Annotated in this window: 18 protein-coding genes; 5 read left to right on the forward strand and 13 right to left on the reverse strand. The window is 69.8% G+C overall.

Translation table 11 applies throughout. The features are described from left to right. Positions 1-15: 15 nt before the first annotated feature. Positions 16-3,621, forward strand: coding sequence for a bifunctional [glutamine synthetase] adenylyltransferase/[glutamine synthetase]-adenylyl-L-tyrosine phosphorylase (locus EL340_RS03075; protein WP_126413361.1), 3,606 nt, complete (start codon positions 16-18; stop codon positions 3,619-3,621). Positions 3,622-3,720: 99 nt separating this feature from the next. Further along, positions 3,721-4,392: a histidine phosphatase family protein gene (locus EL340_RS03080; RefSeq protein ID WP_126413362.1), complete on the forward strand. Its 672-nt coding sequence runs from the start codon at positions 3,721-3,723 to the stop codon at positions 4,390-4,392. A gap of 38 nt (positions 4,393-4,430) precedes the next feature. Here EL340_RS03080 and EL340_RS03085 read toward each other — a convergent pair whose 3' ends face one another. The 7 genes from EL340_RS03085 to lipB form a co-directional block, all read right to left on the reverse strand. Continuing rightward, complete coding sequence (locus tag EL340_RS03085) at positions 4,431-5,231, reverse strand: amino acid ABC transporter ATP-binding protein (RefSeq protein WP_126413363.1); 801 nt, start codon at positions 5,229-5,231, stop codon at positions 4,431-4,433. Further along, complete coding sequence (locus tag EL340_RS03090; RefSeq protein ID WP_126413364.1) at positions 5,228-6,193, reverse strand: amino acid ABC transporter permease; 966 nt, start codon at positions 6,191-6,193, stop codon at positions 5,228-5,230. The genes EL340_RS03085 and EL340_RS03090 overlap by 4 nt, the downstream gene beginning before the upstream one ends. A 3-nt stretch (positions 6,194-6,196) precedes the next feature. Continuing rightward, on the reverse strand, positions 6,197-7,117 hold the full coding sequence (locus tag EL340_RS03095; RefSeq protein ID WP_126413365.1) for an ABC transporter substrate-binding protein: 921 nt from the start codon (positions 7,115-7,117) through the stop codon (positions 6,197-6,199). A gap of 155 nt (positions 7,118-7,272) precedes the next feature. Beyond that, the gene (gene glnA / locus EL340_RS03100; protein ID WP_126413366.1) at positions 7,273-8,697 is read right to left on the reverse strand and encodes a type I glutamate--ammonia ligase; all 1,425 of its coding nucleotides are present in this window, start codon (positions 8,695-8,697) and stop codon (positions 7,273-7,275) included. A gap of 252 nt (positions 8,698-8,949) precedes the next feature. Then, positions 8,950-9,705: a DUF4191 domain-containing protein gene (locus EL340_RS03105; RefSeq protein WP_126413367.1), complete on the reverse strand. Its 756-nt coding sequence runs from the start codon at positions 9,703-9,705 to the stop codon at positions 8,950-8,952. A 73-nt stretch (positions 9,706-9,778) separates the two neighbouring features. Continuing rightward, positions 9,779-10,810, reverse strand: a complete 1,032-nt coding sequence (locus EL340_RS03110) for a lipoyl synthase (RefSeq protein ID WP_126413368.1) — start codon at positions 10,808-10,810, stop codon at positions 9,779-9,781. Positions 10,811-10,901: 91 nt separating this feature from the next. Further along, a complete protein-coding gene (lipB, locus tag EL340_RS03115; protein WP_126413369.1) occupies positions 10,902-11,603 on the reverse strand; it encodes a lipoyl(octanoyl) transferase LipB in 702 nt (233 codons plus the stop codon). A gap of 102 nt (positions 11,604-11,705) precedes the next feature. Here lipB and EL340_RS03120 point away from each other — a divergent pair, with 102 nt between their 5' ends. Further along, positions 11,706-13,442 (forward strand): protein kinase domain-containing protein, encoded by a 1,737-nt coding sequence (locus EL340_RS03120; RefSeq protein ID WP_232023200.1) that lies wholly within the window; start codon positions 11,706-11,708, stop codon positions 13,440-13,442. 74 nt (positions 13,443-13,516) lie between these two features. Here the strand turns inward: EL340_RS03120 and EL340_RS03125 are convergent, their stop codons facing one another. Further along, on the reverse strand, positions 13,517-15,787 hold the full coding sequence (locus EL340_RS03125) for an FAD-dependent oxidoreductase (protein ID WP_126413371.1): 2,271 nt from the start codon (positions 15,785-15,787) through the stop codon (positions 13,517-13,519). Positions 15,788-15,876: 89 nt separating this feature from the next. On the opposite strand from EL340_RS03125, the gene EL340_RS03130 reads away from it, so the two are divergent. Next, positions 15,877-16,518, forward strand: coding sequence for a TetR/AcrR family transcriptional regulator (locus EL340_RS03130; RefSeq protein ID WP_126413372.1), 642 nt, complete (start codon positions 15,877-15,879; stop codon positions 16,516-16,518). Positions 16,519-16,692: 174 nt separating this feature from the next. On the opposite strand, the gene sucB is transcribed toward EL340_RS03130, so the two are convergent. The 3 genes from sucB to EL340_RS03145 all read right to left on the reverse strand — a co-directional run bounded on the left by sucB (position 16,693) and on the right by EL340_RS03145 (position 22,061). Then, entirely contained in the window at positions 16,693-18,396 is a 1,704-nt protein-coding gene (sucB, locus tag EL340_RS03135; RefSeq protein ID WP_126413373.1) for a 2-oxoglutarate dehydrogenase, E2 component, dihydrolipoamide succinyltransferase, read from the reverse strand. Positions 18,397-18,426: 30 nt separating this feature from the next. Then, positions 18,427-19,800 carry a dihydrolipoyl dehydrogenase gene (lpdA, locus tag EL340_RS03140; protein WP_126413374.1) on the reverse strand — a complete coding sequence of 458 codons (1,374 nt, stop codon included), beginning with the start codon at positions 19,798-19,800 and terminating at the stop codon, positions 18,427-18,429. Between the two features lie 212 nt (positions 19,801-20,012). Beyond that, a complete protein-coding gene (locus tag EL340_RS03145) occupies positions 20,013-22,061 on the reverse strand; it encodes a leucyl aminopeptidase (protein ID WP_197722376.1) in 2,049 nt (682 codons plus the stop codon). 21 nt (positions 22,062-22,082) lie between these two features. On the opposite strand from EL340_RS03145, the gene EL340_RS03150 reads away from it, so the two are divergent. Then, positions 22,083-22,643 carry a hypothetical protein gene (locus tag EL340_RS03150; protein WP_126413375.1) on the forward strand — a complete coding sequence of 187 codons (561 nt, stop codon included), beginning with the start codon at positions 22,083-22,085 and terminating at the stop codon, positions 22,641-22,643. Between the two features lie 50 nt (positions 22,644-22,693). Here the strand turns inward: EL340_RS03150 and EL340_RS03155 are convergent, their stop codons facing one another. Then, entirely contained in the window at positions 22,694-24,652 is a 1,959-nt protein-coding gene (locus tag EL340_RS03155) for a chloride channel protein (protein WP_126413376.1), read from the reverse strand. Further along, positions 24,652-26,679 (reverse strand): alpha/beta hydrolase family protein, encoded by a 2,028-nt coding sequence (locus tag EL340_RS03160; RefSeq protein ID WP_126413377.1) that lies wholly within the window; start codon positions 26,677-26,679, stop codon positions 24,652-24,654. Before EL340_RS03160 ends, EL340_RS03155 begins: the two co-directional genes overlap by 1 nt. Between the last annotated feature and the right edge of the window lie 295 nt (positions 26,680-26,974).

The following is a 26,974-nucleotide window of genomic DNA, read 5'->3' on the forward strand; positions in this document are numbered from 1 at the left end:
GAGCAGGAGGCAGCTGTGAGAGACCGGACCGAGAAGCGCCCGCCTGTCGGGGCGCCGACGCGGCACAGCTCCTCGCCCAGGACCCTGCTCCTGCGAGCCGGGTTCCAGAACGCCTCCCGAGCCGGAGCCCTCCTGGGCGACCCCGCGCTCCTGGCCCTCCTTCCGCCGGAAGGCGCCGCCGGCGAGGCAGACCGCACGGGAGACTCCCGGGCCGGCTCCTCAGCCGATCACGCCTCGCCGCCCGGTGGCCTGCCGGGCGATGCGCAGCTCGGGCCCGGACGCGAGGAGCTCATTGAGGCCCTGGCGCTCACCGCCGATCCCGACATGGCCCTGCTCAGCCTGGTCCGGCTCGCCGAGGCCGCGACCGAAGCCGAGTCACGTCACCGTTCCTCGCCGGACGACGTCGAGCACGGGGGCACACCGGAACCGGCGACGGTTCTGCGCAGCATCCTCGTCGCCCCTACCGCCGGGCCGCGCGAGCACAGGGCGCGTCTCCTCGCCGTCCTGGGCGCATCCCAGGCCCTGGGGGACTTCCTTGTGGCTCACCCCGAGCGCATCACGGCGCTCGCCCCGGCCAGGGCATGGGACGCTCCGGAGGAGTCCGACGCCCGCGAGCTCCTGCGACGGGCGGTCCAGGACGAGCTGGGGCGAGCGGCACCGTCAGACAGTAGTGGCACCGATGGTGATACCCGGGATCCAGACGGTCAGGACTCTGCCGCGGACCGGGCGACCGCCGCGCTGCGACGCGCCTACCGGGACCGTCTGATGGCGATCGTCGCCGACGACCTCACCAGCTCTGACCCGATTGAGCACACTCCCACCGTCTGCCGCCGTATGACCGAGCTCGCTGACGCCGCCCTCGACGCCGCCCTGCTCATCGCCCGCGCCGCCGTCGGGCCGCAGGCGGACGACGTGGCCCTGGCCGTGATCGCCATGGGCAAGACCGGGGCGCGCGAGCTCAACTACATCTCCGACGTCGACGTCGTCTACGTCGTCGGCCCGGCCGGGGAGACTGAGAGGGCCGAGAGACCGCTCAGCGAGGAGTACCTCGTGGATGTCGGTACCAGAATGGCCACGGAGCTCGCCCACGTCGTCTCGGCCACCGGGCCCGAGCCGCCCCTGTGGCCGCTGGACACGGCGCTGCGCCCCGAGGGCAAGGACGGCGCGCTCGTGCGCACTCTCGACTCCCACCTGGCCTACTACCGGCGATGGGCCGCCTCCTGGGAGTTCCAGGCCCTGCTCAAGGCCAGGGCCTGCGCCGGGGATACGGAGCTCGGCGCCCGCTACGAGCAGGGGGTGGGGCCCTTCGTGTGGGAGGCCAGCCGGCGGGAGAACTTCGTCGAGGACGCCCGCGCCATGCGTCGGCGGGTGGAGAAGGAGTCCGTGCCGCGAGGCGGCGTGGATCGGCGCATCAAGCTGGGGCCCGGGGGCCTGCGGGACGTGGAGTTCACCGTCCAGCTGCTTCAGCTCGTCCATGGACGATCCGACGAGAGCCTGCGTGTGCGCGGCACCCTGGAGGCCCTCGACGCGCTCAGCGTCGGCGGCTACGTCAGCCGGGCCGACGCCGCGGCCATGAGCAGCTGCTACAAGGCCCTCCGGCTCCTGGAGCACCGCAGCCAGCTCTTCCGACTGCGCCGTACCCACAACCTGCCCCAGAAGGAGGAGAACCTGCGTCGTATCGAGCGCGGCGTGGCCAACTGCCTGGGCCGGGGCGATAACCTGTGGGAGGACTTCAAGGACCTGCGCCGGCGGGTGCGCGCCCTCCACCAGGAGATCTACTACCGCCCCCTGCTGAACTTCGCGGCCACCCTCAGCGCCGACGAGATGGCTCTGAGTCCTCAGGCGGCGCGCGAGCGGCTCGCAGCCGTTGGCTACACCGACCCGGACGGGGCGCTGCGACACATTCAGGCCCTGACCGAGGGCGTCAGCCGCCGAGCCGCCATCCAGCGCCAGCTCCTACCGGTCATCATCGGGTGGATCGGTGAAGGAGCCGATCCCGACTTCGGTCTGCTGTCCTTCCGCCGCCTGTCGGAGGCCATCGGAGGATCCCACTGGTACCTGGCCATGCTGCGGGACTCGCCGGTGGCCGCACGCAGACTGTGCCAGGTGCTCTCATGTGCTCACTGGGCCACCGAGCGCCTCGCGGAGTTCCCCGAGTCCATCGCCTGGCTCGATGACGACGCCGAGCTCGAGCCCCGCCGCCCCGGAGCCCTGGCGGAGGAGGTCTCCGCCGTGCTGCGTCGCCGCAGCCTGACCGGCCCCGATGACTCGGCGCTCGCCGAGCAGGCGCTCGAGGCGGTTCAGGCGATCCTGAGAGTGCGCGCCCGCGAGGAGGTACGTGCCTCGCTGGCGGACTGCCTGGACGCCATCGATCCAGAGCGCACCGCATCCATCCTCACCGACGCCACCGACGCGGTCCTGGGCGGGGCGCTGAGCGTGGCCACCGGGCTGGTCGTCGCCCAGCGCGACGGCCTCGAGGCCGTCGCCGCCGGACCCGACGCCAGCGGGTGCTGGCAGGCTGCCCTGGCACGTCACGCCATCATCGCCATGGGGCGCCTGGGAGGCCGTGAGATCGGGTACGCCTCCGACGCGGACGTCCTGTTCGTCCACGAGGCCCGCGACGGGGTGGGCGATGCCGCCGCTGCCCAGGAGGCTGAGGCGGTCGCCAAGCAGGTGGTGGGGCTTCTCGCCTCGGCGCGCCCGCACCCCCTTGAGGTGGACTCCGACCTGCGGCCCGAAGGCCGCCAGGGCATCATGAGCCGCTCGCTGGAGGCCTACAGCGAGTACTACGGACGCTGGGCGGCCCTGTGGGAGCGTCAGGCGCTGCTGCGCGCCCGCGCCTGCGCCGGGGACCGCGACCTGGGTCGGCGCTTCGAGGAGCTCATCAATCCGTTGCGCTGGGCCGAGGGCGGACTGAGCGCTCAGGACCTGCGGGAGATCCGCAGGATCAAGGCCCGGGTGGAGACCGAGCGCCTTCCACGGGGTGTCGACCCGGCCCGCCACCTCAAGCTCGGCCCCGGAGGTCTCAGCGACGTGGAGTGGAGCGCCCAGGTGCTTCAGCTCGCCCACGCCGGGCGGATCGCCGGGCTGCGGACCACGTCGACCATAGGCGCGCTCCAGGCCGCGGTCCAGGCCGGGCTGCTGAGCGCCGACGACGGGGGCGTGCTCGTCGCGGCCTGGATCCTGGCCAGCCGGCTGCGCTCGGCGATCGTCCTGGGGACCGGGAGAACCTCCGGGCCGCGCTCCCAGGTCCTTCCCGTTCAGATCCGCGAGATCCGCCTGGTGGGGCGACTCATCGGCCTGGGCAGCGGCCGGGAGCGCGAGCTCGAGGACATCTACCGCCGCAGTGCCCGCCACACGCGCGCCGTGGCCGAGCGCATCGTCTTCACCGACGCCGTCGCCCACGACTCGCCCCCGTCGGCGCCGACGCCGCCGACCGGCGCCTCGAGCGCCGAGGGCCGAGGTCCTGGTTCTGCGACGGGGCGCTCGGCCGGCTCGACCAGGAAGCCGCGCAGACAGCCTCGCCAGGGCGACGATGCCGCAGGAACCGCGCGATCCCGGAGGACGGGGCGCAACCGTGCGACCAGGAGGCGTCCGGAGGGCCCCTACCCCTGGAGCTGACTGCGTCGGCGGGAGAACGCATCGGCTGGCGGTCCCGGGCGACGAGGATCGCACCGTCGTCGAGGGCCGGGGTGGTGGTGACCTGGCAGAATTGGCGCCGTGAGGCTCATTCTCGTACGCCACGGTCGCACCGTCGCCAATGTCATGCAGGCACTCGACACCGCCTTCCCCGGAAACCCTCTGGACGATACGGGTCTACGAGAGGCCGAGGGACTGCCGGCCCGCCTGGAGGAGGCCGGCCTGCTCGAGGCGCTGGGCTCCTTGTGGGTCTCCCCGATCCTGCGCGCCCGCCAGACCATCGCCCCGGTCGAGGCCGCCACCGGCCTGAGCGCCACCATCGACTCAGGCCTGCGCGAGGTCCTGGCCGGGGGCCTGGAGATGAACACCGACGCACGCTCGGTGGCCTGCTACGTGGACACCACCCGCTCCTGGATGGCCGGGCGCCCCGCCTGCCGGATCCCCGGCTCACCGGAGGACGGCATCGACACCCTCCGGCGTTTCGACGACGCCGTCGGCCGTATCGCCGAGAAGACGGCACAGTCGGGTGGCTCAGCGGCCCTGCTCGTCTCCCACGGCACCGTGCTGCGTCTGTGGACCTCCCTCAAGGCGGCGCCCGGAGGCGGTGTGGACCCGCTGTGGATCGCCGAGCGGCCGATGCACAACACGGGAATCACGGTTGTTGACGGCGACCCGGAGTCAGGCTGGAGCCTGACCTCCTGGGACGACGGTGCCTGGGACCAGCCCTCCGGGGCCGATGCCATGTCACTGTGACGACAGGATCGGCCCTGGATCACTGAGCCTCCCTGCTTCTACAGGACTGAGGAGAGGAAGGCCCGGGTCCGCTCGGCCTGGGGGTTGTCCAGCACCTCGACGGGGTCGCCGGACTCGCAGATGACGCCGCCGTCCATGAAGACCAGCTGGTCGCCGACCTCGCGGGCGAAGCCCATCTCGTGGGTGACCACGACCATGGTCATCCCGGAGGCCGCCAGGTCCTTCATCACCTGAAGCACCTCGCCGACCAGCTCGGGGTCCAGTGCGGAGGTCGGCTCGTCGAAGAGCATGAGCTCGGGATCCATGGCCAGAGCCCGGGCGATCGCCACCCGCTGCTGCTGACCGCCGGAGAGCTGGGAGGGGTAGTGGTCCAAGCGGTCCCCGAGCCCGACCCGTTCCAGCAGCTCGACGCCGCGCTCACGGGCCTTGGCCTTGGGGATCCTCCTGACCTGGACCGGAGCCTCCATGACATTCTCCAGAGCCGTCATGTGGGGGAAGAGGTTGAAGCGCTGGAAGACCATGCCGATCTTGGCGCGCTGCGCGGCACGGGCCTTGTCCGACAGGGCGTGCAGCTCGGTGCGGCCACCGCGCTCGACCTCCCGCATACCGATGAGCTCGCCGTCGACCTTGACCCGGCCGGCGTCGATGGACTCCAGCTCATTGATGCAGCGCAGCAGTGTCGACTTCCCCGAGCCCGACGGGCCGATGAGAACCGTGACCGAGCCCGGAGGCACGATGAGGTCGATGCCGCGCAGCACGTGCAGCTCGCCGAAGAACTTGTGCAGGCCGCTGATCTCGACCTTCGGCGTACCGGCTGCGGTGGGAGTGGACGTGCTCATGGGGTGACCTCCAGGAAGGGATCGTCCTTGGTGGTGTGGGCGTTGAGGATGGCCTGCTGGCGAGCGGACAGCCCCCGGCCCGCGGAGGCGGTTGTCTTGTCAGAGTCGAAGCCCTTGCCGTAGTAGCGCTCGATGTAGTGCTGCCCCACCATGAGGATAGAGGTGATGATGATGTACCAGATGGCCGCCACGATGAGCAGCGGGATGATCTGGTAGGTCAGCGACGCGTAGGAGTTGGTGACGAAGGTCAGGTCCAGGGTGAAGGGGACCGCCAGCACCAGGGACGTCGTCTTGAGCATGGAGATCGTCTCGTTGCCGGTGGGCGGCACGATGACCCGCATCGCCTGGGGCAGGACGATCCGCCTGAGGATCTGCCCCTTGCTCATGCCCAGCGCACCGGCGGCCTCGCTCTGCCCCTTGTCCACCGAGTTCAGACCCGAGCGGACGATCTCGGACAGGTAGGCGCCCTCATTGATGCCCAGTCCCAGAACCGCGGCGACAAAGGGCGTGAACACGGTCGTCGTCTTGAAGGTCAGCAGCTCGGGGCCGAAGGGGATCCCCAGGCTCAGCTGCTGGTAGAGCGCGGAGAGCGCGCCCCAGAACACCAGCTGGGTGTAGATCGGGGTGCCGCGGAAGAACCACAGGTAGGCCAGCGCCACCCAGCGCAGCACCGGGTTGGAGGACTGACGCAGGATCGCCGTCGTGACCGCCAGGACGATGCCGATGGCCATGGCCATGAAGGTCAGCAGCAGCGTCCAGCCGACGGCCTTGACCACGTGGACCTCCCGCAGGAAGAACCAGACCGTGGACCAGTGGAACTTCTCGTTGGTGACCAGCCCGTGGATGAGCATGGCGCCCAGGACCGTGACGATCGCGGCGCTGATCCAGGTTCCCGGGCGGGGGACCGGCTTGGGGTTGTTGAGGACGACCTTGTCGTCGTCGGAGGCGGGTGAGGCGGTCACGGCTCACTCCTTCACTGCGGGGTTGAGTTCTGCGGTGGTCAGGGCGGCGTCCTTCACGCCCCAGTTGTCCAGGATCTTCTGCCAGATGCCCTGGTCCATGAGGTACTGGATGGCGGCCTGGATCGCGGCGGTGAACTGCGGGTCCGCCTTGGAGGTCACCACTCCCTGGGGCGAGGCGTCCTCGACCTCGCCCAGGGTGACGATCTGGCCGTCGGTCAGCTCGACGGCGTAGCCGGCCACGGTGGAGTCGGAGTAGGTGGCGTCGATGGTGCCGCCGACCAGGCCGGTGGTGGCCTCGGACTGCTTGGAGTAGGAACGCACCGAGAGCGTCTCCTTGCCCGCGTTGGCGCAGTCGTCGGCGGCCTTGCGCATGGCGGTCTCCTGATCGGTTCCCACCTGGACGCCGATGGTCCGTCCGCACAGCTTGAGGTGGTCGGAGGTGTCGACGTCCTTGGGGTTGCCGGCCTGGACGTTGAAGCGCGAGCCCACGTTGACGTAGGCCGTCATGTCGACCTCCGCGGTACGTTCGGGCGTCACGGTGAAGGAGGAGATGCCGGCGTCGTACTTCGACCCGATCGAGGCGATGATGGAGTCGAACTCGGCGGTGTGCACCGTGCCCTTGACGCCCAGGACGGCGGCGATCGCGTTGGTGAGGTCGACGTCGTAGCCCACGGCCTTGCCCGAGGGATCGAGGAACTCGGCCGGCGCGTAGTCCGTGGACGCCGCCACGTCCAGGACGCCGTCGTCGAGGGCTCCCTGGGGGAGCTTGGCGATGATGTCGGGCTGGGCCTGGATCGAGGAGGTGTCGTAGGAGTGGATCTGCGAGCTCCGGTTCGCGTTCCAGTCAGCGGCGTTGGTGCATCCGCTCAGGACCAGGCAGGCGGTGGCTGCCAGCCCGAGGGCGGCGTGTTGGCGGATCCTCATCGTGGGTCGTCCTCTTCGGAGTGGATCAAGACGGAGAAAGAATATCCGCAATGCAGCATAGGTATGCAATCGCCGATCGTGGCGTTCGGCACGACGTCGGCCCCGAGCCTCGTGCGTGGGAGGCTCAGGGCCGACGTCTGAGCTGCATCAACGACTCACAGGTCGTAGTAGAGCTGGAACTCGTAGGGGTGGGGGCGCAGCCTGAGCGGATCGATCTCGTTGGTGCGCTTGTACTCGATCCAGGTCTCGATGAGGTCGGGAGTGAAGACGTCGCCCTCGGTGAGGAAGTCGTGGTCCTCCTCCAGCGCCTCCAGGGCCTGGTCGAGGCTGTCGGGGAGCTTGTCGATGTCGAAGTACTCCTCGGGCGCGAGCTCGTAGAGATCCTTGTCGATGGGCTCGCGGGGCTCTGTCCGGTTGCGAATGCCGTCGATGCCCGCCATGAGGACGGCGGCGAAGCACAGGTAGGGGTTGGACGAGGGGTCCGGCACCCGGTACTCCACCCGCTTGGCCTTGGGGGAGGAGCCGGTGACCGGGATCCGGATGCAGGCCGAGCGGTTACGGGCCGAGTAGACCAGGTTGACCGGCGCCTCGAAGCCGGGAACCAGGCGGTGGAAGGAGTTCACCGACGGGTTGGTGAAGGCCAGCAGCGCCGGGGCGTGGGCGAGAATGCCGCCGATGTACCAACGGGCCAGGTCGGAGAGCTGACCGTAACCCCGCTCGTCGAAGAACAGCGGTTTGCCGTCCTTCCACAGCGAGTGGTGGGTGTGCATGCCCGAGCCGTTGTCACCGAAGATCGGCTTGGGCATGAAGGTGGCCGTCTTGCCGTTGCGCCAGGCCTCGTTCTTGATGATGTACTTGAACTTCATCATGTCGTCACCGGCGGCGAGCAGGGAGGAGAAACGGTAGTTGATCTCCTGCTGCCCGGCGGTACCGACCTCGTGGTGGGCCCTCTCGATCTCCAGGCCGGAGGCGAGGCAGGTGCGCACCATGCGATCACGGATGTCAGCCATCTGGTCATTGGGGGAGACGGGGAAGTAGCCGCCCTTGAACGCGGTCTTGTAGCCCTTGTTGCCGCCCTCCTCCTCTCGCCCGGTGTTCCAGGCGGCCTCGGCGGAGTCGATGGCGTAGAAGGACTCAGCCGGTGAGGACTCGTAACGCACGGAGTCGAAGAGGTAGAACTCGGCCTCCGCGCCGATGTAGCAGGTGTCAGCGATCCCGGTGGAGCGCAGGTAGTCCTCCGCCTTGGCGGCGATCGAGCGAGGATCGCGCGAGTAGACCTCGTCGGTGAAGGGGTCCACGATCGAGAAGTTGACCACCAGCGTCTTCTCCTCCCGGAAGGGATCGAGGAAGGCCGTGGTGACATCCGGGACCAGCTTCATGTCCGACTCGTGGATCGCAGTGAAGCCGCGGATCGAGGAGCCGTCGAACATGAGGCCGTCGGTCAGGGCCTCGTCCTTGAAGGCGGCCACCGGAATGGTGAAGTGCTGCATGACGCCGGGTAGGTCGCAGAACCGCACATCGACCAGCGCGACATTCTCCTTCTCGATGAACGTCAGTGCCTCGGATGCGTCCTTGAACATATCTCCTCCAGGTGGGAACGGCGCACATACTCCACACGTATGCACTGCGGCTGACATCGGCAACTATATTGACCTGCCCGTGACAAAGGAATGGCGTCAGTGTTGCCTGAGTGTTTCGGCCATGAATTTCACGGAGTCTCGGGATGAGGGGTCGCTGCGTGGTGGATTGCTAAGGGGCGGTGGGGAAGCCGGGAAGACGGCAGGGACACGGAGATCAACGACGAAACGGAGATCACCGACGATCCGTGCCGATCAGCGGCCGCGCATCGCGCGACGGTCCGGGCGTACCCGGTTGGGGTCGATGTGCTTGGGGATGGGCAGGTTCTTGCCGGCCAGGGACGTCAGACGCTTCGAGACCTGGGTGATCTCGCTGTCCGTGAGCGACGTCGGCTTGGTCGGCAGTCGTCGCAGTGTCTTCGACAGGTCCGTCAGGCGCACCTGACCGGCATCGGTACCCACCTGAAAGGTGTGGATGGGAACGGTTGACAGCAGCCGGTGGACCTTGCGCTCCTCCTCGGCGAGCATGCGGCGGGTGCGGGTGTCTGGGCCCTCGGCGATGAGCACGACGCCAGGTCGTCCCACCAACCTCCACACGAGGTCCTGGTTCTTGTTGAAGGCCACGGGCTCAGGCTCCACGTACCAACCCCGACCGATCTGGTCGAGGACGACCTTGGTCGCCCCCGGCCTCCCCTCGAGCTGGGCGTAGGAGGCGCGTCGTGTCGTGAAGGTCAGGGTGACCATGTCGACCACGAGCGCCACCATGAGGCTCAGAATCAGCCAGTACCACAGAGGCAGTCCGTAGGTGAAGGAGATGATGACCCCGAGGGCGAGGAACCCGATAAGAACCGCTGGTAGCGTCCACCGGATCCACGGGTAGCTGCGCCGCGAGATCGTGTAGGAGTCCTTGATGTTCTGAAGGTACTGGGCCAGCCGGTTCTTCTTCCTCGGCCGGGGGGACTGGGCACTGCTCACGGGCACACAATAGACGACGTCGGTGCGCTGGCACACACGGTCTCGCCGTCAGCGTGGCCGGCCCGCGCACGCGGACGGGCCGAGCAATACCGGGCTCGGCACCTGGCTTTCAGCAGGCGGCGGCCAGGTGGGGGTGGGTTCCCAGCAGGGCCGAGGCCTCCTGACGGGCGGTGGCGGGCTCGGCGAGCTGGGCCAACCGCTCGGGGATGGGCCAGCCGCGCTTGACCATGGCCCGCCCCCACAGCATTCCGGCTCGGTAGGAGGAGCGCACCATCGGGCCGCTCATGACGGCGGCGAACCCGATCTCCTCAGCCAGTCGGCTCAGCTCGACGAACTCCTGAGGCTTGACCCAGCGGTCAACGGGGTGGTGCAGCTTGGAGGGGCGCAGGTACTGCGTGATGGTGAGGATGTCGCAGCGGGCCTCGACCAGGGCGGCCATCGCCGCCTCGATCTCGTCGCGGGTCTCGCCCATGCCCAGGATGAGGTTGGACTTGGTGACCAGTCCGGCCTCCGAGGCGGCGGTGATGACGTCGAGGCTGCCCTCGTAGGAGAAAGCCGGCCGGATCCGCTTGAAGATGCGCGGGACCGTCTCCAGGTTGTGTCCGAAGACCTCGGGACGCGAGGAGAAGACGTCCGCGAGCGCGTCCGGGTTGCCCCTGAAGTCGGGGATGAGCAGCTCGACCCCGGTGCCCGGCGAGAGCTCGTGCACCTGGCGAGCGGTCTCGGCGTAGAGCCAGGCGCCGCCGTCGGGGCGGTCATCGCGGGCCACGCCGGTAACGGTGGCGTAGCGCAGGTCCATCTCCATGATGGACACCGCTACGCGCCGGGGCTCATCGACGTCGTACTCGGTGGGGCGACCGGTGGCGATGTCGCAGAAGTCGCAGCGGCGTGTGCACATCTCACCGCCCACCAGGAAGGTGGCCTCGCGGTCGTTCCAGCACTCATAGATGTTGGGGCAGTTCGCCTCGGCGCACACTGTGTGGAGGCTCTTCTCCCGTACCAGGCCGCGGACCTCCTGGTAGGTGTCGGAGACGACGGCGCGGGTGCGCAGCCAGTCGGGCTTGGACTCGATGGGCGTCTGGGCGTTGCGCGCCTCGACCCTCAGGAGCTTGCGTCCCTCAGGAGCCACGGTGGTGCTCACGTCTACCTCTTCTCGCCGACGACGATTCCACAGAAGTCTAGTACTCTCCCGACGTTCTATAGGACCTCGGACCTAGACGTGGGGCCCGTTGTTACGTGGCGTCCGACACCAACGGCGTCAGGTGGGCCTCCAGGGCCGCTACCAGGGCGTTCGCGGGAGCGCCGGTGGCCAGGTGCCGGCCGGTCTCCGCGCTCAAGGAGGTCACTCCGGCGTCGTCGATCCCGCAGGGGATGATCCTCTCCAGGGAGAAGGCCTCCAGGTCGGGGTCCACGTTGAGGCCGATTCCGTGCATGGTCACTCCCCGGGCGACCCGCACCCCCAGGGCGCAGATCTTGCTCTCGGTGCGCCGGAGCCGGTCAGGTGTCGTCGCACCCTCAGGACCGGCCGGCACCCAGACCCCGGAGCGTCCCTCGACCCGAATGGTCTCCAGGCTGTAGAGGGCGCACAGGTCGATGACGGCCGCCTCCAGCGCGCGCACGTAGCGGATGACGTCGATGGGCTGGGCCAGACGCAGGATGGGGTAGACGGTCAGCTGGCCGGGTCCGTGCCAGGTGGTCTTCCCGCCGCGGTCCACGTCGACCACCGGAACGTGACCGGGCTCGACGACGTCGCCCGCGGGCCGCTCCCACGAGTGGGTGCGCCTGCCGACCGTGTAGACCGGTTCATGCTCCATGAGCAGCAGCGTGCTGGGCCGCCGACCCGCCACGACCTCGGCATGTGCAGCTCGTTGCTGCTGCCAGCCCTCGTGGAAGGGAATGAGTCGGGAGCCGAGCCCCACGTCCTGACGCAGCACGGGCGCAGTCTACGTGACCACAACCGGCACCGGAGGCAGAGTTATCCACAGGCTCGCAGGCGGGCCTGGTCATCCGGGAGCGGCGTGGTGACCATGGAGTGCATGAGCTCAACGACGCGCCCCCACCCTCCTGGCCGGTCCTTCAACGGCGGCGTCGGCGACCAGCGGCCGCGGCGCCGCCCAGTGCCTCGACGTCGCGGCACTCGCGCACCTCGTGCCTCCAGGCTCCCGGTCTCCGACGCCGAGCCGAGCATCCCGGACTCGGCACTCAGCGCCCTGTCGCAGCAGGGCTACACCGTCGGCGAGGTGATGGGACGCTCCACGGCTCCCAGCGCACCTCGGCGGGGACTGGACGCGCAGGGCCGTCACGTGGTCATCAGGGTCGTTGACCTGCCTCACGGGCGTGGCGGGGCCGCCGTCCTGCGCAGGCTGGCCGATCTGCGCGTCCTGCGTCATCCCGGGCTGGTGACCGTACGGGAGGTGGTCCACCTGCCCGAGCACCGGGTGGGTGTCATCACCGACCTCGTCGACGGTGCGGGGCTCGACGTGGTCCTGGGGGCGCGAGGACGGCTCAGCGTCTCCCACCTGGCGACCCTTCTGGACGTCCTGGGGTCGGCGCTGGCCTACCTTCACGAGCACGGTACCGCTCACGGAGACGTCTCGGCCGGCAACGTCGTGGTGACCACTGAGGGGTGTCCCGTCCTTATCGACCTGCTGGGCTCCGTCATGGAGACGGGGACGCAGGACTGCGCCGCTCCCGAACGGCTCGCCGGCGCCCCGCCGTCGGCGCCCTCCGACGTCTACGCCCTCGCCCGTCTCCTTGGCGAGTGCGCCGGACAGAGCGGGAGCGGGGCCAGGCGTCTGACGGGACTTCTGACCGACGCCCTGGCGGAGGACCCGGATGACCGCCCCCGAGCCCGGGACCTGGCGGCCCGTGCGCCGCAGCTGGGACAGGGCTCACCCATCGAGCTGCCCGACGGCGCCCGCCTGGCCGCCGGCAGCCTGCGTGCGGCCGCCCGCACGCCGACGCGCACGGTCGGTTCCAGGCGCAGGCCTGGGGCGAGGTCGGGTGCCGCTCCGAGTGCGAAGGCCGGACCACGAAAGGACTCCGGCGGGCATGCACCGAAGAGCCGTGGTGGCCGCTCCGGGCGGGGTCCTGCGGCCATACGCTGGGGGAGGAGGCGAGGTGTGCGGCGCGGGTGGTCCCGTACCTGGGGGCTGGCGGCGGTGCTGCTCGTCGCTGTCTGCCTGGCGGCCTGGGGGCCGGCGAGGGGCCTGGCCTCGCTCAGGCCCGCCTGGGCCCTCGGTGCTGCGTCGAGCTCGACGACGAGCGCGCGACCGGGCGCCTCAGCCGTCTCTGGTGCCGCCCCCTCGGCGGGATCGTCCCCCACCGCCGCCAGGAGCGCGTCCACGACCGCCTCGGTCCCCGGGGTGGCCGAGGACGGTGCTGCGGACCTGGTGAGCGTCGTCGTCGCACTGTCCTCTGCTCGAGACCGCGCCCTGATGGCTGCTGACGCCGGAGCCCTGGCGGCCACGACGGTGCCGAGCTCACCCGCGGCCCAGGCCGATACGCAGGTCCTGAATGACCTGATCGAGTCGGGAGAGAGGGTCGAAGGCCTGCAGACCTCCGTCAGCCAGGTCACCGAGGTTGAGCTGCCTGATGACGCGGCCGCGCTGTGGCCCAGTGCGAGGGCGGTGCGGGTCACGCTGTCTCAGAGCGCCTCGACCCGCTCGGGTCCTTCCGGAACGCGGACGGTCCCCGCTCTGGATTCCCGTCAGGTTGTGCTCGTCCTCGTTCCGGAGCCGTGGCGCGTTGCCGATATCCGTTCAGCCCCATGAGCCTCGGCGGATCTCAGGACGTGACCGCACGTCGATCGGAACGGCAACCGGATCGGGGCGTCTTGCGAGGAGCTTCAGTACGGTTCGGTGTAGATGGACTCATAGCCGGCGTGCTCAAGGAACCGGTGGGTGTCGGAGACCATCGCGGCTGAGCCGCACAGGTAGACGTCCGTGCTGTGAGGATCGAGTCGGGGGTCGCCGACGAGCTCGGTGAGCGCGTCAGTGACCCGCCCGTGGAACGTACCCGGCGCCTTCTGCCGGCTCAGGCAGCGCACCACCCGCCCGGGCATGGGGGAGTCGATCATGGTGGTCAGATCCTCGTCGTCGTGGCGGCAGCCGAAGAGCAGCGTGTCATGCTCCACGCCGGGGGCCTGAGCGAACATGGCCAGCATGGGGGCGATCCCGGTTCCGGTGGTGATGAACAGCCGATGACTGCCCGAGTCAACGAGCCGGAACCCGCCCAGGGGAAGCTCCACCACGGTCGTCGTGCCCGTGTCGGCCTCCTCGATGAACCGCGATCCCCGCCCACCCGTTCGGGTGGAGACGAGCAGCCGGAGATGGTGGTCCTCCAGACCTGCGATCGAGTAGTCGCGCCAGGTGTTGTCGCCCACGCACAGGCGGGCGAACTGCCCCGGTGCCCAATGGTCGACCTGGCCCTCCACGCGCAGCACCACCTCCCAGACGCTCGGCGTCAGACGGCGTTTGGAGACCAGTGCGGCGTGGTGCTTGCCCTCGGGAAGGGAGTGGGCTTGGCGTGGATCGGGGGCGCAATGGGGCTCGTTCAAGGCGGAGGTGATGGTGGCGTACCCGCGCGGACCGAGCACCTGGCAGGCTGCGGCGACTCCGCCCATCAGGGCGCCCATGATGCCGGCGCTCCCGGCGTCCTGCCCGGACAGGAACAGCCCGGGGATCGCCGTGCGCGGGCCCAGCGGGGCGGACCTGTAACGCAGCGGGGTGGCGGGTGGTCCGTAGAAGGCACCGGCAGGGTGGGTGGTGTAGTGCTCGTAGGTGAGAGGAGTGGCCACCTCCATGTAGTCCACGATCTCGGTCAGTCCCGGTGCCGCGCTCTCGGCCAGGTCCAGCATGCCACTGCCGATGCACTCCTTGAGAGCGGAGTAGTCGGAGCCACGGTCTCCTCTCGGGTGGTCGGCCCACGGTCGGAAGACCTTCGCGTCGCAGAAGGAGATGAGCTCGGCGGTGTGCGGCGACTCGCCGGACTTCAGCGAGGGGAAGGAGACGAAGACGTCGTGGGGGCGACCCTCCAGCAGGGAGGCGCTGCGTTCCTGGGCGCGCTCGTGGTCAAGGTCCCGGTTGACCCAGATGTTGCCGCCGTCGAGGCCGATGCTGCGCGGGTCGTCGCGCAGGCGCAGGAACACCGTGATCGCTGACGTACCGGTTCCCAGATTCTCCAGGGTGCGACGTGCCGGTCCGGTGAGGCGGCCGACCTCCCCGGATGTGGGCAGGAGGCGGTTGAAGGTGTTGGAGGCGCCGACGGCGGAGACGATGACAGGGGCTCGATAGATGCGTTCACGTGCTACAGGTCCTCGGCGGTCCATCACTCGGACCCCGGCCGCCGCGCCGTCGTCATCCAGGAGTATCTCCGTGACCTCCTGGGCGACGCGGACGGCTCCTCCGGCCTGCTCGATCCCCTTCTCGAAGGTGCGCGCGATGCGAGCGCTGCCGCCCCTGGGGAACCACCCTCCATCGAGGTAGTGGGAGACGATCATCGCGTGCACGGCGAAGGCCGAGCGGGACGGCGGCAAGCCGTAGTCCCCCCACTGGCTGGCCAGGACGACCTTGAGCTCGGGGGAGCGGAAGTGGGCGTCGAGATAGGCCTTCGTCGTTGCGGTGGCACTGCGACCCGTCAGGCGCTGGGCGAGTCCCAGAAGCGGTGCCATCAGGCGGGGAACCATGCCTCGAATGAAGCCCATCGCCGTCCAGGTCATCGTGCGGCGAACATCCTGGAAGTAGCGGCGAATGGCCTTGGCCTCCTGAGGGAAGGCGGCAATCAGGTCGCGCTCGTAGCGATCCGGGTCGCTGCTGACGCTCAGGTCGATTCCTGGGTAGACGAACCTGTCGTAGGCGTCCGGCATGCGGTTCCACTCCAGCTCGCCGCCGGAGAGGTAGTCGAAGTAGGCGCGGCCTCGGCTATCCGGGCCGACCTGTCCGACGTAGTGGACTCCCACGTCCCAGGAGGCGCCGTCCCGTCGGAAGGTGTGCGTGAGGCCACCCGGCTCAGTGCGCCGCTCCAGGACGAGAACCCGCTTTCCGGCAGCTCGAGCCAGCAGACCGGCGCTTGTCAGCCCTCCGATACCCGAGCCGATCACGATGACGTCGTAGGACATGGTGGTTGCCTCTATCCTGACCAGACGGTGTCTAGTCAGCATAACATCCGACTGGACAGTGTCTAGTCGAGCGGTCCTACACTCTTCTCATGACCTCTGAAACAGGAGCCTCATCCGGACGCGGTGGTGGCCGGGACCTGCGTGCAGAGCTGCTGCGGACCAGTCGGGAGCTTCTGGACCAGTCGGGTCCCGGCGCGTTGAGCATGAGGGAGGTGGCGCGTCGTGCCGGTTGCACGCACCAGGCGCCCTACCACTACTTCGCCAACCGGGAGGCCATCCTGGCGGCGCTGGTGCGCGAGGGCTTCGACGAGCTCGCGGACCGGCTCGCCTCGGCTTATGACGGGCTTGAGGGTCGGGATCTCCATGCGATCCTGACGGCCTCGGGAGGTGCCTACGTCGAGTTCGCGCTGCGCCACCCCGGGGTCTTTCGAGTGATGTTCCGTCCCGACATATGCGATCCGGAGCGCTTCCCGGAGGTGGTGCAGGCGAGCGAGCGCGCACGCCAGGAGCTGTCCCGCTTGGCGAGGGTCATGGTGGGTGAGGGCGCCCCGATCGAGGTTGAGGTGCTGCTCTGGTCTGGTGTGCACGGCCTGGCCTCGCTGCTGCTCGATGGTCCGCTGGCGGGTGAGTTCGACTCGGTTCAGGAGCGCATCGACTTCGCTCGCGGCGTCGTCGGACTGAGCGAGGTTCCGCTCGAGGGTGGTTCCCCTGAAGACGCCGCCTCGGCGTGACGCTCATGCCAGCGGTGGTCGAGGACTCATGAGCCGGTGACCGAGGCCCGGTGGAGACCGAGGTGGTTGCCTCATCCTCGATCCATGGACCCTCTATGACGAGCGGGGGCCCGCACCTTCAAGGTGCGGGCCCCCGCAGACGGTCTGCTGAAGGCTACCGGTCGGGAGTCGGGCTCACAGTCCCAGCTCGCCGCCGAAGTCACCCTCCTCAAGACGCTTCTTGACCGTCATGAGGTAACGGGCCGCGTCCGCGCCGTCCACCAGTCGGTGGTCGTAGGACAGGGCCAGGTAGCACACCGAGCGGATGGCGATGACCTCGCCGCCGTCGGCGTCCTTGATGACCCGGGGCTGGCGCTGGATGGCGCCCAGACCCAGGATCGCCACCTCCGGCTGGTTGATGATCGGGGTGTCGAACAGGGCACCGCCGCTGCCGGTGTTGGTGATCGTGAAGGTCGAGCCGCTGAGCTCATCGGGGTTGACCTTGTTGCCCCGGGTGCGGGCGGCCAGGTCATTGATGCGCTTGGCCAGCCCGGGGATGTTGAGGTCCCCGGCGTTCTTGACCACGGGCACGAGCAGGCCGCGGGGCGTGTCCACCGCGATGCCCACGTGCTCGACGTCGTGGTAGGTGACGTTCTTGCCCTCGATGGAGGCGTTGATCTTCGGGTGGGCCTTGAGGGCCTCCGTGGCCGCCTGGACGAAGAAGGGCAGGAAGGTGAGCTTGGTGCCGTTCTTGGCCAGGAAGTCGTTCTTCGCACGGGCGCGCAGCGCGGCCACCCGAGTCACGTCCACCTCGACGACGGTGGTCAGCTGCGCGGAGGTCTGCAGCGAGTCGATCATGCGCTCGGCGATGACCTGGCGCAGTCGGCTCATCTTCTCCGTGCGGCCGCGCAGGGTCGTGTCCACCTCGGGCTTGGCCGAGGCCGGCTTGGCCGCAGCGGCGGGGGCGGGCTCCTGGGCAGCGGGGGCGGCGGCCGCGGCGGCCGCGGCGGCCGCGGCGCGAGCCTCCTCGGCGGCCTTGGCGGCGGCCTCCACGTCCTGCTTGCGGATGCGGCCGCCCACGCCGGTTCCGGTGACGGTGGACAGGTCCACGCCCTTGTCCTTGGCGAGCTTGCGAACGATCGGCGTGACGTAGGAGCCGGTGGCACCCGAGCTCACCGGCGCGGCGGGAGCGGGCGCCTCGGTCGCGGCCGGAGCAGGAGCCGACGGCGCCGCGGGGGCCGGCGCGGGCTCGGCGGCAGGAGCCTCAGGAGCCGGGGCCGGAGCGGAACCTGCCTCGGAGGGGTCGCCGATGATGGCCAGGACGGTGCCGACCTCGACGGTCTCGTCCTCGGGAACGCGGATCTCCAGCAGGACGCCGGACGCGGGGGAGGGGACCTCGGTGTCCACCTTGTCGGTGGCGACCTCCAGCAGGGGCTCGTCGGCCTTGACGGTGTCGCCCACGGCCTTGAGCCAGGAGGAGACCGTCCCCTCGGTGACGGACTCACCCAGAGCCGGCATCGTGACCTCGGTGCCCTCAGCGGAGCCCGCTGCCGGCTGTGCCGCGGGGGTCGGCGTGGGCTCGGCGGCAGGAGCGGGAGCCGGGGTCGCGGGCGCCTCGGCAGGAGCCTCAGGAGCCGGGGCCGGAGCGGAACCTGCCTCGGAGGGGTCGCCGATGATGGCCAGGACGGTGCCGACCTCGACGGTCTCGTCCTCGGGAACGCGGATCTCCAGCAGGACGCCGGACGCGGGGGAGGGGACCTCGGTGTCCACCTTGTCGGTGGCGACCTCCAGCAGGGGCTCGTCGGCCTTGACGGTGTCGCCCACGGCCTTGAGCCAGGAGGAGACCGTCCCCTCGGTGACGGACTCACCCAGAGCGGGCATCTTCACGGACTCGGACATTACTGTCTTCCTTACTCTTGTCTGGCTGGATCAGCCGTGGTTGTGCAACGGCTTGCCGGCGAGGGCCATGGCGGCCTCGCCGAGGGTCTCGTTCTGGGTGGGGTGGGCGTGGACCAGAGAGGCGACGTCGTCGGCGTCGGCCTCCCAGGACACCATGAGCTGCCCCTCACCGACCTGCTCTCCCATGCGGGCGCCGATGGCGTGGAAGCCCACGATGGGGCCGTCCTTGAGGGAGACGAGCTTGACGAAGCCCTGGGTTCCCAGGATCTGGCTCTTGGCGTTGCCCGCCACGTTGAACTCGGCGGTGGTGACGTTGTCCTTGCCGTGGATCTCGGCGGCCTTGGCCTCGGACAGACCCACCGAGGCGATCTCGGGCTCGCAGAAGGTGACCTTGGGGACCAGGACGTCGTCGACCGGGGTGGGGTCCAGGCCGGCGATCTTCTCCGCCACGACGATGCCCTGGGCGAAGCCGCGGTGGGCGAGCTGGACGCCGGGGACGATGTCGCCCACGGCCCACACCCCGGGGACGTTGGTGCGGCCGTACTCGTCGGCCAGGACGAAGCCCCGGTCCATGGCGACCCCGACCTCCTCGTAGCCCAGGTTGGCGGTCGCCGGTCCGCGGCCCACGGCGATGAGGAGGACCTCGGCCTCGTAGGTCTTACCGTCCTGGGTGCGCACGGTCACGCCACCGTCGTGGCGCTCGACCGACTCGAACATCGTGTTGGTGCGGAAGGCGATCTTGCGCTTGCGGAAGGCGCGCTCGAGCTGCTTGGAGATCGCCTCGTCCTCATTGGGGACCAGGTGGGGCAGTCCCTCGATGATGGTGACCTGACTGCCCATGGAGGCCCAGGCCGAGGCGAACTCCACCCCGATGACACCGCCGCCCAGGATCACTGCGGAGGCGGGGACGTGATCCATCTCCAGGGCCTCCTCGGAGTTGATGACGCCCCCGAAGATCTCCTGCCCGATGGTCTTGGAGTAGGAGCCGGAGGCGAGAACCACGTTGCGGCCGGTGATGCGACGGCCGTCAACCTCGACGGTGTCCGCAGCCACCAGGCGGCCCCAGCCCTGGATCAGGTCGATGCCCCGCGAGGAGACCAGGCCCTCAAGGCCCTTGTGCATCCGCGAGACGATGCCGTTCTTGTACGTCTGGACCCCTGGCATGTCCACGCCCTCGAAGGCGGCCTTGATGCCCACCGTGGCAGCCTCGCGCACGGCATCGGCGGTCTCGGCGGCGTGCAGCAGCGCCTTGGTGGGCACGCAGCCGCGGTGGAGGCAGGTGCCTCCGAGCTTGTCGGCCTCGATGAGAGCGACCTTGAGGCCCAGCTGGGCGCCACGCAGGGCGGCGGCGTAGCCCCCTGATCCCGCACCCAGAATGACCATGTCGTAGACGGTCTCTGTCACGAACTCACTCCTTGTTGGTTGGTCACGACGCCCTTGTGGGGCGGCTCGGCACGGGGCCATTGTTCCACCTGAAGTGGGCGCACAGGAGTCAGGAGGGTTGCTGTTTAGGGACTAGAGTCCTGAAAACCGAGTGATACGCATCACCGCATATGCGTGGTGTCGGCGACGGGGCGTCGGGGCCTGCGACACCCCGTCGCCGACAGGGGACGGCCTCAGGACAGGATGCTGACCTCGGCGGACAGTGAACGCAGCAGCTCCACCAGGGTGGACACGCCCATGCCCGTGCCGCCGGTCGGCGTCAGTCCCCAGGGCGAGGAGTCGTTGTAGGCGGGGCCGGCGATGTCGAGGTGCGCCCACGGCCGGCGCCCGACGAACTCGCGCAGGAACAGCCCGGCGGAGAGCATCCCGCCGGCCCGCGAGCCGACCTTGGTGTTGCGCAGGTCGGCGAAGGGGGAGTCCAGGGTCGCACGCAGGTGCGCGGGCAGCGGCATCGGCCAGAAGGACTCACCCGCCCGCTGGGCCGCGGCCACGACCTCCTCGCGAAGGTCGGGTGTTCCCATGACGGCGGCCACGTGATCGCCCAGGGCCACGATCTGCGCTCCGGTCAGCGTGGCCACGTCCAGGACGGCGTCGGGCTCCTCCGTGACGGCGCGGGCCAGGGCGTCGGCCATGACCAGGCGGCCCTCCGCATCGGTGTTGGTCACCTCCACAGTGGTGCCGTCGAACATGGTGACGACGTCGCTGGGGCGCTGGGCGTCGGCCCCCGGCATGTTCTCCGCCAGAGCGAGCCAGGCGGTGACACGGATCGGCAGCGCCAGGCGCGCGGCCGCGATGACTGCGCCCAGCACGGTGGCAGCGCCGGCCATGTCGGACTTCATCTCCGGCATGGAGGCGGCCGGCTTGAGCGACAGGCCCCCGGAGTCGAAGGTGATGCCCTTGCCGATGAGTGCGACGTGCCTGGGACGGGACGGGTCGTTGTCGCCCTCGCCCTCGGAGCGCGTCGGGATCGCGGCGCCCTCGCCGGTGTGCAGCGGCACCCACTCCAGGCGGACCAGGCGCGCCGGGTGCACCGAGCCCTGAGCCACACCGAGAATCCCGCCGAATCCCTGCTCGATCAGTGCCGGGGCGTCCCACACCTCGACCCGGATCCCGGCCTCCTGCCCGGCTGAGCGGGCCCTCTCGGCGAAGACCTCCGGCGTCAGGCGGTTCGGCGGCTCGTTGACGAGGTCGCGGGTCAGGGCCGTGGCCTCGGCCAGTGCCAGGGCGCCCGCCAGCGCCTCCTGCCCCTCCGGCGTGTCGGAAAGAGGCGAGACGATGGAGATGTCCTTCAGCGGGGAGGCCTGCTTGGAGGAGGACTCCTGTCCGGGACGGTCCTCGTTCTTCGTCGCCTTCCAGGAGTAGGCGCCCAGGGCGGCCCCGTGCGCGACGGCGGCGAGCTGCTCCTCGGAGAGCGTGGGCAGCGCCAGGACCGCGGAGCCGGTTCCGGCCAGCGCCCGGGTGGCGCGTCCGGCGGCTCGCCGCAGCAGACCCGTCTGGTCGTAGCCCAGGGCGGCCTCATCGTCCGTGGTGACGGCAAGCGGGTCGGTGTCGGCCCACCCCGTACCGACGCCGACGACAAGGATCGTCGCCGGGCCGTGGTAGCCCGTGGTGCTGACCGATGAGGAGGGGAGGCGCACGACGGAGTCCTGGGCACCCGAGAAGCCCAGCGACGGCAGCAGGGCCACGAGGGCGTCGATGTCCAGCCCCTCCAGGGCGGTGCTGGAAGGGGGCTCCAGGCCCTCCAGGAGGATCTCGGGAGCCTCGGCCCCGTCCCCTGCCGGTGCCGCGGCCAGGACGAGCACGTCGGCCACCGGCTCGGTGCCGGAGGGACCAGATGACGACAAGGCGTCGGCGGCGTCACCGGACTCGGCCCGCGCACCAGCGGCGTCAGCAGCATCAGCGGCGTCGTCCTGGTCGTCGAGGGGCTTGCGCGCCTGCGCGTCATCCTCGGCGCCGGCAGTGTCCTGCGTCGTGCCCTGCGTCGTGTTCCGCTCAGCGCCCGTGGCGCCGGCCTGGTCCTCGGCGCCGGTGGTGTCAGAGTCCTCGGTCTCATCGACCGTGTCGACCTCGGCCTGATTGCTGAGGTCGGTATCCTTACGGTCATCGTCCACCGAGGCGTGTGCGTTCAGGGATTTGGTCAACTTAATGGTGCTCACGTTGTGAATAGTAACGTTCTGGCATCGGTTAGAGGCCGAGTTGGCGCCGCGCGTGCCGGAGGTCATCACGTGGAAAGGTCGTTCCTCATGGACGAGCGCTCATCGGTACGCCCGGTTCAGGACACCCGTCGCCCCGCCTACGGCTGGGGGCGCATCCTGGTCGGCGTCTTCGCCGTCTTCGGGGTGATCGTCCTCGTCCCGGCCCTGACCGCCCTGGTTCGCAGCCCCCATGAGGCGCCCGCGGTGCAGTCCTTCAACCTCCTGGGAGGCGGTCTGTACATCCTCCTGGCCGTCTGCGTGGCCCACAACGGGCGCCGGATGCGCAATATCGGCTGGATGTGCCTGGGGGCGCTGGCCACCATGGCCGTGCTCATCGGCGTTCTCACCATGAGCGACACCCCACCCACGCCGGCCGACCTCAACATGTCGGTGTGGGCGCACTGGGGCGGCTCCCGGTGGTACCTCCCGGTGATCCTCCCGGTGGTCGCCGCTGCCTGGATGTGGATGTCCGATCCCCGGCGCATCGTGGCCAACGCCGAGCGCATCACCGAGCTGTCCGACACCCTCACCGAGAGCCTCACCGAGAGGGCCAGGGCGGTCCAGGAGAGCCGCGCTCTCAAGGGTCCTCGGAGCGATGAGGAGCGGTAAGGGCCACCACCGGGTCCCAGGACGCGCAGCCCGCCTCGATCGCAGAGACGTCACCGACGCCGGGAACGGCGTGAGCCACGCGAGCTGACCCGGCTGATCCGACTGATCCTGCTCATCCTGCGCCGGGCGGCGGGGCGGGCGTGCCACCTGTCCTGCAGCCGCGATCCCAGCGAGGTGTAGGTGGCTGCTGCGGCGCGGGCCTGGGCCTGGACCTCATAGATCCGCTCAACGACGATGCGCTGACACACCCAGCCCACCAGCTGCTCAGTACCGGGGCCCGACGCCGGGGCCACCACCGGGATCCCCTCCAGACGGGTCCGGGTGAGGGCCTCGAGCACATCGGTCGCCTCGGCCTCACAGGACAGGCGGTCGGAGGCCAGGGGGAGATCGGCGACCCTCGTTTCCGGCCGGGGGCCGTCGCCGACGTCGTCGGAGGCGTCACCCAGGAGCGCTCCGGTGAGCTGTGCGGCCGTCACGCAGCCGAGCAGCTCATGGCCCCTGTCGGCTCCCGCTGCGACCACGGGCAGGACCGAGGCGCTGTGCCGGCTCATGAGGGCGGCCGCCTCACGCACCGTCGTCGTGGACTCGAGAACGGCGGGCGGGCCCACCATGAGCCGGGAGGCGCGGGTGCGCCCCAGAAGAGTGGTGGTCATCGGGTCCTCGACATCCTCACCGCGACGGCGCAGCTCCTCGGTGAACAGCGTGCCCCGCGACAGGAAACGGCTGATGAAGGTGGCCAGCACCGTGGCCAGCATGAGCGGCAGCAGCAGCGCGTGCTGCCCGGTCATCTCAATGATGAGCAGGACCGCCGTCATCGGGGCTCGGGCCGCGCCGGCGAAGACCGCCCCCATGCCGATCACCCCGAAGACCCCGGCCGCCGGTGCGTAGCTGGGCGCCACCAGGGTGCCGAAGGCCGCCCCGAGTGTCCCGCCGATGAACAGGGACGGGGCGAACACCCCGCCGACGAAGCCCATTCCCAGCGTCATCGAGGTCGCCAGCATCTTGCCCACGCACAGGATGAGCAGCAGCGCCAGGGTGTAGCGACCGGCCAGCGCCCGGTTGAGCGCCGCCGAGGACTCCCCGTACATCTCCGGCAGAACGAGCAGAACGGCGCCGACGGCCAGACCCCCGATTCCGGGACGCGCCCAGATCGGGACGCCCAGTCGCTGCCAGGCGCGGGTCAGGGCGTCGAGCACGATGAAGCGAAGACGCATGAAGCCGATGCCGACGCCTCCGCCCGCCACGCCCAACAGGGCGACCCAGCCCAGCTGGGCGTCCCCGGACAGGTCCAGGTAGGGAAGCGACAGCGACAGAGTCGTCCCCAGCAGGTGGTGCGACAGGACCGTTGAGGCCACACAGGCCAGGACGATGACGATGAAGGCGTCAGCGCTGAAGCCCATGAGGACGACCTCCAGGGCGAAGAACGCCCCCGCCAGAGGCGCGTTGAAGGCCGCGGCGATCCCGGCGGCGGTGCCGGCGGCCGCCAGGTAGCGTACCGGGAGCTTGGGCAGGCGCAGGCCCCGCCCGATGAGGTTGGCCGTGGACGCGCCCAGCTCGGCGATCGGCCCCTCCGGGCCCACCGAGCCGCCGCCACCGATCGTCAGCGCCGACGACGTCGTCATCGCCAGGGCCGGAAGCGGCGCCATCGTGCCGTCGCGGTGGCGCGTCGACCAGATGACGCCGGCCACCCCGTGGCCCGTGGGCGTGTGGCCCAGCCGGGACATGAGCGGACCCACGATGAGACCCGAGATCACGGGCGTCAGCAGGACAAACCAGGTGCCGAGCGGCGCCAGCCAGCCGACCGAGGGACCCATCGACAGGGTGTAGTCATCTGCGCCGCTGAGCAGCTGGGACCAGGCATCGATCCCCAGCCGGAACAGCACCGCCCCCAGGCCCGAGGTGAGCCCCACCAGCACCGCCAGGATGTAGAGCCCGAGGCGATGGTGACGGAAGAGGCTGCCCGCGTGTCCTGACAGGGGCTGGGACAGCCTCTTCCAGGTACCTGTCATCAGCGCAGGTTCTCGACCTTGACCATGAAGGTGTCCTCCTCGCCGCGGCGCTGGGCCTCGGAGCAGGACCCGCCGATCCTCCACACCTGGCGGTAGAAGCTCAGCTCGGCCTCGTAGCGGCGACGGATGTTCGCGGCCAGGCGGAAGCCGTGGCCCTCACCCTGGAAGACCTCCAGGGCCACTGGTGCACCGGCGGCCTTAAGGGCCTCGTACATGGCGGTGGCCTGCTCCGCCGGGACGATCGGGTCCTCCGAGCCCTGGATGAGCAGCAGAGGCACACCGATGTCCTCGATGTGGTTGATGGGACTACGCTCGTCCAGAACCGGATCGTCGATGTCCTGGGTGCCCATGAGCTGGCCGATGTAGTGCGACTCGAACTTGTGGGTCGTGCGCACCAGCCTCTTGAGATCGGTCACCCCGAAGCAGGAGCTGGCCGCCGTGAACACCGTGGAACGGGTGATGGCCGACAGCACCGTGAAGCCCCCGGCCGAGCCGCCGCGGATCGCGATACGCCGGGGGTCCACGAGCCCGGCATCCACCAGGTGCTGAGCGCCACTGACGCAGTCGTCGACGTCGTAGACGCCCCACTTGCCCTCCAGGGCCTTGCGGTAGCCGGTCCCGTAGCCCATGGAGCCGCGGTAGTTGACATCGAGGTAGGCGAAGCCCCTGCTGGTCCAGTACTGGATGCGCAGGTCGTAGCCGGGCACGGCCGTTGCCGTCGGGCCACCGTGGACGTTGACGATCAGGGGAGGCAGCTCGCCCTCGCCGCCCACGTGGGAGGCCGACGTCGGCGGGTAGTAGAAGCCGTGAGCGGTCGCGCCGTCACTCGTGGGCCAGGAGACCGGGTCGGGGAAGGACACCCCGATGCCCTCGGGCTCGAACTCGCCCGAGCCGCGCAGCACCTGCACCGCGCTGTTCTTGACCTCCACGATGCTCGGCATCGCCATCTCGTTGGAGGCCAGCATGACGACGCGACCGGCGCTGGAGGCCACGTTGCCGATCGGCTGCCACCCCACGTTCCACTCCTCGAGCTCCCCGTTGGCGAGCCTGATGGTTCCCAGGTGCGACACCGCGTCACGGGCCCAGGAGGTGATGATGTGGTCGGCGTCGAGCACGTCGAAGGAGTGCGGGCCCAGCTGCCAGGCCGGGTTGGTGAAGGTGGCCTCGGCCGGGTGCAGGGGCCGGGTACGCAGGTTCTCCGACCAGCCCGGACGGTTGGTGCCCCGGACCGGGAAGCCCTCGGTGCGGTAGAGGTTCCAGAAGCCCGAGGCGTTGGAGCCGTGAACCAGGTCGCACTCCTCGGTCCAGCGGGGCTCGGAGACCGAGTACCCGTCCCCGCCGTCGACCAGCGCCTGCTCGCCGATCGTCCCGTCCGGACCCAGGTCGCCCACGTGCAGGGCGGCGTTGTCCCACGGCATCCCCGGGTGGTCCCAGGTGATCCAGGCCAGGTGCTCGCCATCGGGCGACAGCGTCGGAGCGACCACGAAGTCCGTCCCCGACACGAGTGTGCGCACGCGCGAGTCATCGCGCGCGGCCGAGCCGTCCAGAGGAATCGCCACCAGGGTGTTGACGGCCTCGCCCTCGCCGCGGTGGTCCTCACGGACCGCGTAGACCAGGCCCCGACCCGTGTCGATCTCCAGGTCGCCGTGGCGCACGTCGCCGTAGATCGTCAGGGGGACCAGGCCGCGCAGCCGGTGCGCCACGTCGTAGCGGTAGAGACGCCCGTCCCCGGCGTGGGAGACCACGATGATCCCGCCGTCGACGGCGTAGGCCCGCCCGCCGTACTCGTGCACCCGGGTGCGCACATCCACCAGCTCGTCGGCCGGCGTCAGCGGGAGCACCTCGCCGGTCTGGCCGTCGCCGTCACGGCGCAGCAGGACATTACGCCCGGCCTGCGAGGCGCGCTGCTCCACCCAGTAGGTGTCACCACCGTCCACACGAACCTGGGACAGCAGGACCGTCCGGGTCGTGATCGTGCCCGGAGTGATGGGCGAGGGCCAGGTACCGAAAGGGGCTGTGGTGCTCATGGTTCCTCCTGGAAGGCTGTCCTGAGGGCGATCGGGCGATCGGGAACGATGCCGCGGACCGGCGGGCGCGAACGGTTCCGACGGTCAAGGCATACAGTACGTGCTCATCCGTGACCCGCGTGACACGTGACCGCAGCCCGGTCAGGACGGTCCTATGCTGAGGGCTGCCCCGGAGCGCCCCGGAGCGCCCTGGACCGTTCTGAACCGCCTTCGAGCGGCGGCGTCGGAAGAAGGACCTCCACAGGAAACCAGGAAACACCGCACCGGCTCAGCGGCTACCCTTTCCCGGGTGCCG

The organism is Actinomyces viscosus, assembly GCF_900637975.1.
Classification (GTDB): Bacteria; Actinomycetota; Actinomycetes; order Actinomycetales; family Actinomycetaceae; genus Actinomyces; species Actinomyces viscosus.